This window comes from Janthinobacterium aestuarii (assembly GCF_051380835.1).
Taxonomy (GTDB): Bacteria; Pseudomonadota; Gammaproteobacteria; order Burkholderiales; family Burkholderiaceae_D; genus Janthinobacterium; species Janthinobacterium aestuarii.
This window is the reverse complement of the sequence record NZ_JBNYXU010000002.1, coordinates 759854-767488: the sequence shown is the minus strand read 5'-3', so window position 1 is coordinate 767488 and position 7635 is coordinate 759854. Positions and strand designations below refer to the sequence as shown.

General features: G+C 61.9%; 7 protein-coding genes. 5 read left to right on the top strand and 2 right to left on the bottom strand.

Features of this window, described 5'->3' with window-relative positions; all coding sequences use genetic code 11:
- From ACQ4WO_RS09560 to ACQ4WO_RS09540, 5 genes are all read left to right on the top strand, one after another.
- Positions 1-571: carbohydrate porin (locus ACQ4WO_RS09560; RefSeq protein ID WP_436481173.1), on the top strand; the 571-nt coding region annotated here is incomplete at its 5' end.
- Between the two features lie 357 nt (positions 572-928).
- Positions 929-2182: an ABC transporter substrate-binding protein gene (locus tag ACQ4WO_RS09555; RefSeq protein WP_034757604.1), complete on the top strand. Its 1254-nt coding sequence runs from the start codon at positions 929-931 to the stop codon at positions 2180-2182.
- A 112-nt stretch (positions 2183-2294) separates the two neighbouring features.
- Positions 2295-3179, top strand: a complete 885-nt coding sequence (locus tag ACQ4WO_RS09550; protein WP_010397323.1) for a carbohydrate ABC transporter permease — start codon at positions 2295-2297, stop codon at positions 3177-3179.
- Positions 3176-4051 carry a carbohydrate ABC transporter permease gene (locus tag ACQ4WO_RS09545; protein ID WP_139092701.1) on the top strand — a complete coding sequence of 292 codons (876 nt, stop codon included), beginning with the start codon at positions 3176-3178 and terminating at the stop codon, positions 4049-4051. The genes ACQ4WO_RS09550 and ACQ4WO_RS09545 overlap by 4 nt, the downstream gene beginning before the upstream one ends.
- Before the next feature lie 9 nt (positions 4052-4060).
- The gene (locus ACQ4WO_RS09540) at positions 4061-5170 is read left to right on the top strand and encodes an ABC transporter ATP-binding protein (RefSeq protein WP_436481172.1); all 1110 of its coding nucleotides are present in this window, start codon (positions 4061-4063) and stop codon (positions 5168-5170) included.
- Between the two features lie 69 nt (positions 5171-5239).
- On the opposite strand, the gene ACQ4WO_RS09535 is transcribed toward ACQ4WO_RS09540, so the two are convergent.
- Positions 5240-6268, bottom strand: coding sequence for a ParB/Srx family N-terminal domain-containing protein (locus tag ACQ4WO_RS09535; protein ID WP_436481171.1), 1029 nt, complete (start codon positions 6266-6268; stop codon positions 5240-5242).
- 99 nt (positions 6269-6367) lie between these two features.
- Entirely contained in the window at positions 6368-7603 is a 1236-nt protein-coding gene (locus ACQ4WO_RS09530) for a maltoporin (RefSeq protein ID WP_436481170.1), read from the bottom strand.
- Positions 7604-7635 lie beyond the last annotated feature (32 nt).

Sequence of the window (7635 nt, the reverse complement as noted above, 5' to 3'; positions counted from 1 at the left end):
CTGGCAGCTGTCGGCATTCCACCGTCAAGGTAAAGTGTTCGGCGGCGGCAACACCTTCGGCGTGCAGTACGGCGTCGGTCCTGGTGTCGGCGGTGCCGGCAACGGCCAGTTCGGCGCTTCGGGCGACACCGGTTTCGGTTCGGACCGCAAACGTACACGCGTCTTCAATGACATGGCGATCCAGCCGATGCCCAACTTCGGCATGGAATTTGTCGCCCTGTGGCAAAAAGACGAGTCGAAAGCTACCGGTTCCTCGACCTGGACCTCGGTCGGCGTGCGTCCTGTGTACGCGTTCACCGACAACTTCAAGCTGGTGGGCGAACTGGGCACGGACCGCGTGACGCAATCGGGCGGCCAGCCAGCCAAGCGCTTGACCAAGCTGACCATCGCACCGACGATTTCGGCAGGTCCTGGCCTGTGGTCGCGTCCTGAACTGCGCGCTTTCGTGACCTACGGCAAATGGAACGATGCGGCCACCGCCTCGGTCAACGCGTCGAACAACGGCGGCCCGATCTACAACAACAATACCAGCGGCACTTCGTACGGCTTCCAAGTCGAAACCTGGTTCTAAACACCGAACCAAACCTGCTGCGCGGCGCGCTTTGCGGCCTGCGATGCTCACCGTGCTCCAGCACGGCTGCGCTTCTCGGCCACAAATCACTGCCGCTCGCCACGGTTTTGTTCAGTGTTGATGTTTGTAAGTGCAGATCAACCTGGCGCATCCTTCGCGGATGCGTTTTTGGCGCCGTCCCGTGATATAAATACGCAGTAAGCATGTCATGGATCACGGCGCCGTCTTTACACCAAGATGATGCCCGTTTGCAAGCGGGTCTGAGCACAAGAGCGCCGGTACAGGCGCAGATTTCACCTTTTTCGGCTCCCGTATGCCGAAGCCCCCTAAAAGCTTGATCAAAAAAGGAATGTGGAGATGAAACTGAAATTCAAGATTACCCAACTGGCCGCATTGACCACCCTGGCATTCGCTGGCAGCGCCTTTGCGACCGACGTGGAAGTGTTGCACTACTGGACCTCCGGCGGCGAAGCGAAGTCCGTGGGCCAGTTGCAGCAAATCGTGAAGGAAAGCGGCTTCGGCTGGAAAGACTTCGCCGTGGCCGGCGGCGCTGGCGAAAACGCCGCGACCGCACTGAAAACCCGCGTCATTTCCGGCAATCCGCCGACGGCCGCCCAGATCAAGGGCCCATCGATCCAGGAGTGGGGCGCAGAAGGCGTGCTGGCCAATATCGATGATGCCGCCATTCCAGGCAAATGGGATGCCGTGCTGCCGAAAGTCGTCGCCGACATCATGAAATACAAGGGCCACTACGTTGCCGCCCCCGTCAACGTCCATCGCGTCAACTGGATGTGGGTCAATCCGGAAGTGCTGAAAAAAGCCGGCGTGGCCACCACACCGACGACCTGGGATGCGTTCTTCGACGCGGCCGAGAAGATCAAGAAGTCGGGCGGCATCGCGATCGCCCACGGCGGCCAGCCTTGGCAGGACGCCACCGTGTTTGAATCCGTCGCGCTGGGCGTGGGCGGCACGGAGTTCTACAAGAAAGCCATCCTCAAGCTGGACCAGAAGGAATTGACCGGCCCGACGATGCTCAAGGTGTTCGACACCCTGGGCAAGGTCAAGACCTACATCGACAAGGATGCGGCAGGCCGCGACTGGAATCTGGCGACTGCCATGGTCATCAACAACAAGGCCGGCTTCCAGTTCATGGGCGACTGGGCCAAGGGCGAGTTCACGGCCGCTGGCAAGGTGCCGGGCAAGGACTACCTGTGCGTGGCAGCGCCTGGCACGGACAAGGCCTACACCTTCAACATCGATTCGTTTGCCATGTTTACGCAAAAGGATGCGAATGCGAAGAAAGGGCAGATCGCCCTGGCCAACGCCATCATGAATCCGAAGTTCCAGTCGATCTTCAACCTGAACAAGGGTTCGATTCCTGTGCGTTCCGGCGTTTCCAAGGACAAGTTTGACGCTTGCGCCCTGAAATCGATGGAAGACATGGACGCCACCAACAAGTCCGGCGGCCTGGTGCCATCGTTCGCCCACGGCATGGCGCTGCCATCGGCCACGCAAGGCGCCGTGACCGACGTCATCGCCAAGTTCATGAACACCAACATGAGCTCGAAAGACGCGGTTGCAGCCCTGGCCAAAGCGGCAAAAGTGAAGTAATCACGACGGCGCCGGCACGCTCGCCGGCGCCCGCTGCATTGCATGCATCGCAGGCGTCCGCCCTGGCTTCGACCAGGCCGGCGCCACACGCAGTTCTCTCTACGGCTCTTCTATGTCCATACGCAAGCAATTCGACCGATGGATACCGCAGATGGTGTTGGGCCCCACGCTCATCGCCAGCTTGGTATTCGTCTATGGTTTTATCTTTTTGACCGGTTGGCTGTCGCTGACCGAATCGCGGCTGATGCCGAACTACGAGTTCGCCGGCCTGGTGCAATACGTCGAGCTGTTCGACAACGAGCGCTGGTGGACCTCGCTCAAGAACCTCGGCATCTTCGGTGTCCTGTTCATCGGTTGCAGCATCGCCATCGGCCTGTTCCTGGCCATCCTGCTGGACCAGAAAATCCGCGCCGAAGGCGCGCTGCGCGCCATCTACCTGTATCCGATGGCGCTGTCCTTCATCGTCACCGGCACTGCCTGGAAATGGATGCTCAATCCCAGCCTGGGCCTGGAAAAGGTCATGCACGACTGGGGCTGGACGTCGTTTACCTTCGACTGGCTGGTGAACTCCGACATGGCCATCTACACGGTGGTGATCGCCGGCGTCTGGCAATCGTCGGGTTTTGTCATGGCCCTGTTCCTGGCCGGCCTGCGCGGCATCGATGACGAGATCATCAAGGCGGCGCAAGTCGATGGCGCGTCATTGCCGACGATCTACTGGCGCATCGTGATTCCCGCCATGCGTCCCGTGTTCTTCAGCGTGCTGCTGATCCTCGCGCATATCGCCATCAAGAGCTTCGACCTGGTCATCGCACTGACGGCTGGCGGACCTGGCAACTCGTCGTCCGTGCCGGCCATCTTCATGTACCAGTTTTCCTTCACCCGCGGCCAGCTGGGCCTGGGCTCGGCATCGGCAATGATGATGCTGGCCACCATCGTGGCCGTGCTCGTGCCGCTGATGTATCTGGAAACGCGCAGCGCAAAGGCGATGAGATGACACACACTCCTACACGTAACAACAAACTCACCCTGGGACGGGTGGTGTTATACCTGCTGCTGATCCTGTTCGCGGTGTACTACATCGTGCCCCTGTACGTGACCCTGTCGACGTCGTTCAAGTCGCTCGACGAGATCCGCAGCGGCAACCTGCTGGCCTTGCCGCAGGTGTGGCAGTTCGATTCCTGGTCCAAGGCCTGGTCTTCGGCCTGCACGGGCGTCACCTGCGACGGCATGCAGCCGTTCTTCTGGAACTCGATCAAGATGGTGATTCCCGCCGTGCTGATCTCGACCTTCCTGGGCGCCTTCAACGGCTATGTGTTCGCGCACTGGCGCTTCCGCGGTTCGGAAATCCTGTTTGCCGCCTTGCTGGTGGGCTGCTTCATTCCGTTCCAGGTCGTGATCCTGCCGATGGCGCGTTTGCTGGGCGAATTCGGCCTGGCCAATACCACCACGGGCCTCGTCTTCGTGCACGTGGTGTATGGCACGGCGTTCACGACCCTGTTCTTCCGTAACTACTACATCGGCGTGCCGGAAGAACTGATCAAGGCGGCCCGCATCGACGGCGCCGGCTTCTTCCTGATCTTCCGCAAGATCGTGTTGCCGATTTCGGGTCCGATTTTCGTCGTCTGCATCATCTGGCAATTCACGCAGATCTGGAACGACTTCCTGTTCGGCATCGTCTTCGCCAGCGGCGATTCGCAGCCGATCACGGTGGGCTTGAACAACCTGGTCAACACGTCCACGGGCGTGAAGGAATACAACGTCAACATGGCCGCCGCGGTGATTGCCGCGCTGCCGACCCTGCTGGTCTATCTGGTCGCAGGCCGTTATTTTGTGCGCGGTCTGACCGCAGGCGCAGTCAAAGGTTAAGGAAAGAATATGTCCAGTTTATCGATACGCAGCATCCGCAAGGTGTACACGAATGGCGTCGAAGTCCTCAAGGGCATCGACATCGAGATCAAGGATGGCCAGTTCCTGATCCTCGTCGGCGGCTCCGGCTCCGGCAAGTCGACCTTGCTCAACATGGTGGCCGGCCTGGAAAGCGTCACGTCCGGCGAAATCCTCATCGACGGCAAGGTTGTCAACGACTTGCCGCCGAAGGACCGCGACATCGCCATGGTGTTCCAGTCCTACGCGCTGTACCCGTCGATGACGGTGCGCGAAAACATCGCGTTCGGCTTGAACGTGAAAAAAGTGCCGAAGGCGGAGCAGGAAGAAATCGTCGCCCGCGTCGCCGAAACCCTGCAGATCACGCACTTGCTGGATCGCCGTCCGGCGCAGCTGTCGGGCGGCCAGCGCCAGCGCGTGGCCATGGGCCGCGCCATTTCGCGCAAGCCGTCGCTGTTCCTGTTCGACGAACCGCTGTCGAACCTGGACGCCAAGCTGCGCGTGGAAATGCGCGCCGAGATCAAGCTGCTGCACCAGCGTCTGAAGGCCACCATCGTCTACGTCACGCATGACCAGATCGAGGCGATGACGATGGGCGACCTGATCGCCGTCATGAAGGACGGGGTAGTGCAGCAACTGGGCACGCCGCAGGAAATCTACGACAATCCGGCCAACCTGTTCGTGGCCGGCTTCATCGGCTCGCCATCGATGAACTTCATCACCGTCAAGCCTGTCATCGAGGGCAACGACGTCTTTGTCGCCATCGAGAACGCGGGCAAGAGCTTGCGTCTGGCCCTGCCGTTCGCCGCCGACAAGCTGCGCAGCTATGCGGGCCGCGACGTGATCCTGGGCGTGCGTCCGGAACAGATCACGGACATGAGCAGCGCGCACGGCGACGTGGGCCAGGAACTCGGTTGTTTGATCGATCTGGTCGAGCCGACCGGCCCCGACACCTTGCTGACGACGCGTTTGAACGGCGCGGCCGTGACTTGCCGCACGCACCCGCGCGAAGCCGTGCTGCCGGGACAGACCATGCAGTTGTCGTTCAACCTGTCGAAAGCGGCCCTGTTCGATCCGGCCAACGGCGAACGCATCGCCTAAGCGTTGTATTCATAAAAACGGCCCGCTTGTCGCATGACAGGCGGGCCGTTGTCGTTTATGCCGCCGCGCTTATTGCGCCAGCGATTTTTTATAGGCGATGGCGTGGCGCAGCTTGCCCTTGTCGTCGATCAATTCATCGAACGCTTCCCGGTTGACTTCCCGCAGGGCGCCCAGTTCGCGCGCGCTCTTGCCGCCGCTGACGATATCATCTGGCCGCAGCGCCACCATCGCCTGCGCGGCCAGCAGGACCGCATTGGCGTACGCCGTGGGATCGCGCAGATCGACGCGTGCCAGGTCCAGCGCCGGCATGCCGCGCAGCCAGTCGGCCCAGTAAAACTCGAGAAATTCCGTGGCGTGCTCCGGCGGCTCGTAGCCGATCCCGCGCGTAAAGTAGACAAGCGAGCGGTACGGGTCGTCGCCAAGGGACTGCAGGCCGATGGAGGGCGGCAGCTGCCGCGGCGTGATGGCCTGGTGGCGGCCGTTTTTCAGCCATACCTTGTTTTCCTCGCGCATGCGCGTCCAGAATGCCGCTTCGCCCAGCGCGCTGAAATTGTCGCTGACCTTGACCCAGACTTTCATTTGACGATTGCGCCCGCCGTCGGCCTCCCAAAATGTGGAAAACGTGTGGTGGCCATCGGTCAGGTACACGATGCCGCGCGGGCCGATGACGACGGTCTTCATGTCGCCCGGACGGCTGCCCACGGCAGCCTTGCAGCGGTAGCCGGCCGGTGGCGCGGCCAGGGTGGCGCCGGCCACATTGGCCGTGTTGGGCAAGACGTCGCCCTGGCCATTGGCTTCGCACAGGTCGGCGAATTTCTTCGGCTTGGCGATGTCGGCGAGGTGCTTTTCTTCGGCCGCATAGCGTCCCAGTTTGTAATACACCTGGTCGTAGCCGATGGCCGGCTGGGTCGGATGCAATTCATCGAGGCGTACTTGCAGGATGCGCGGATGGGCGGCGCTGCCCACGACGGTCGCCATCAGCGCCTGCTGGCGCGCGCTGAGGGCTGGTGCCTGCACGACGGCGGCATCGCGGGCCCAGGCCATGCTGGCGAAAGCGAGGGCCAGCGCGGCGGCGGCCCGGGGGAATGCGGCGTGCATGCGGCCTCCGAAGTGAGCGGTATGGCGTGCAGCATAGCGCGGCACGCGATTTCGCGCAGTCCGATAGGCGCATGCACTGCGCCATATCAAGACAGCTTCTTAAAACCACGTCTCCACTTGCAGGCCGAACGAGGTGCCGCTGGTGGCGTTGCCATACACGGGGCCCGATTCATTGGCCTTGTTGACGGCGGCCGTGGCGGCGTCGTTCCATTTGCCGTAGGTGACGAAGGCGCGCAGTTCGGGACGCGACCAGTAACCCTTGCCCGCCGTCAGGGTAGGCGCGAAGGTCAGCTTGGTCAGGCGCTGCGCGGCGCCGCCCGTGGGCGAGGTCACGCGGTCCGTGCCCAGTTCGAACTGCAGCTTGAAGTTGTCGTTGACGGCATATACGGGGCGCACGCCCAGGGTGGTCCAGGTCGAGCTGCCGCCCGTGGTGTCGGACTTGTCGCGCTGCACGATGGCGATCATTTCCGCGCTCCATTCCGGCGTCGGCTGTATCCACAGCGAATTGAAGATGCGCAAGCGCGTGACGTCGCTGCCGTTGCGGATCGAGCCCGTCGTGCCCATGCGGTTGCAGCACTGGCCGCCGGCGCCCGTGCCCGGCCCGACGCCGTACTGGATGCCGAAGGTGTTGGCGCCGCCCCATACCTTATCCTGCTTGTGCAGCACGGTGGCTTGCCAGCCGCTGTGCGAGGTGCTGTCCTTCTTGTCGGGCGTGATGAGGGTGGTCAGCACTTCCAGCGTGCCATCCTGATTGATGGGGATGCCCTGGTAGACGAGGTTTTGCCGGATGGCCGAGTTGCCGGGCTTGTCGTTATCTTTGAAGAAACCATAGCTGATGCGGCCCGGCCCCAGCTTGTACTGGTCGATGCCGCCGCCCGTGCCGTTCATATTGATGTATTGCAAGTCCAGCATGTGGATGTCAGGACGCATGTAGTAGCGCTTGCCGATCCAGGCCGTGCCGCCGTTGAGCGTGGCGATGTTTTTCGCTTCCACGTACATCTTCGACATGCTCAGGTCCGAATCGCTGACGGCGGAGCTGGGCGTGTAGGCGGCCACCATGATATGGCCGACGAAGCTGACGCCGTTGGCCGACTTGGCCATTTCCTTCTGGTATTCGAATTCGCCATAGGTGTCGCATTCGTTGCCGAGCCGGTAGCGCATGGTGTTGCCGCCCAGGCCGTAGCAGCTTTGCGGGCCGCGGCTGTCCGTGCTCGAGCCGAGGCCGGCGCGGAAGTAGCCGTGGTATTCGCCTTCGGCATCGCTGGCGTGGGCGGCGCCGCAGGCCAGCAGCATGGTGCAGGCGAGGGCCAGCGAGGTCTTCATCGGGTGTTGCATACAGTCTCCTTGTCGTTATCAAAATGCGTGCT

Coding starts and splice junctions, on each gene's coding strand:
- ACQ4WO_RS09555 (WP_034757604.1), top strand. CDS start 929: ATGAAACTGAAATTCAAGATTACCCAACTGGCCGCATTGACCACCCTG.
- ACQ4WO_RS09540 (WP_436481172.1), top strand. CDS start 4,061: ATGTCCAGTTTATCGATACGCAGCATCCGCAAGGTGTACACGAATGGC.
- ACQ4WO_RS09530 (WP_436481170.1), bottom strand. CDS start 7,603: ATGCAACACCCGATGAAGACCTCGCTGGCCCTCGCCTGCACCATGCTG.
- ACQ4WO_RS09535 (WP_436481171.1), bottom strand. CDS start 6,268: ATGCACGCCGCATTCCCCCGGGCCGCCGCCGCGCTGGCCCTCGCTTTC.
- ACQ4WO_RS09545 (WP_139092701.1), top strand. CDS start 3,176: ATGACACACACTCCTACACGTAACAACAAACTCACCCTGGGACGGGTG.
- ACQ4WO_RS09550 (WP_010397323.1), top strand. CDS start 2,295: ATGTCCATACGCAAGCAATTCGACCGATGGATACCGCAGATGGTGTTG.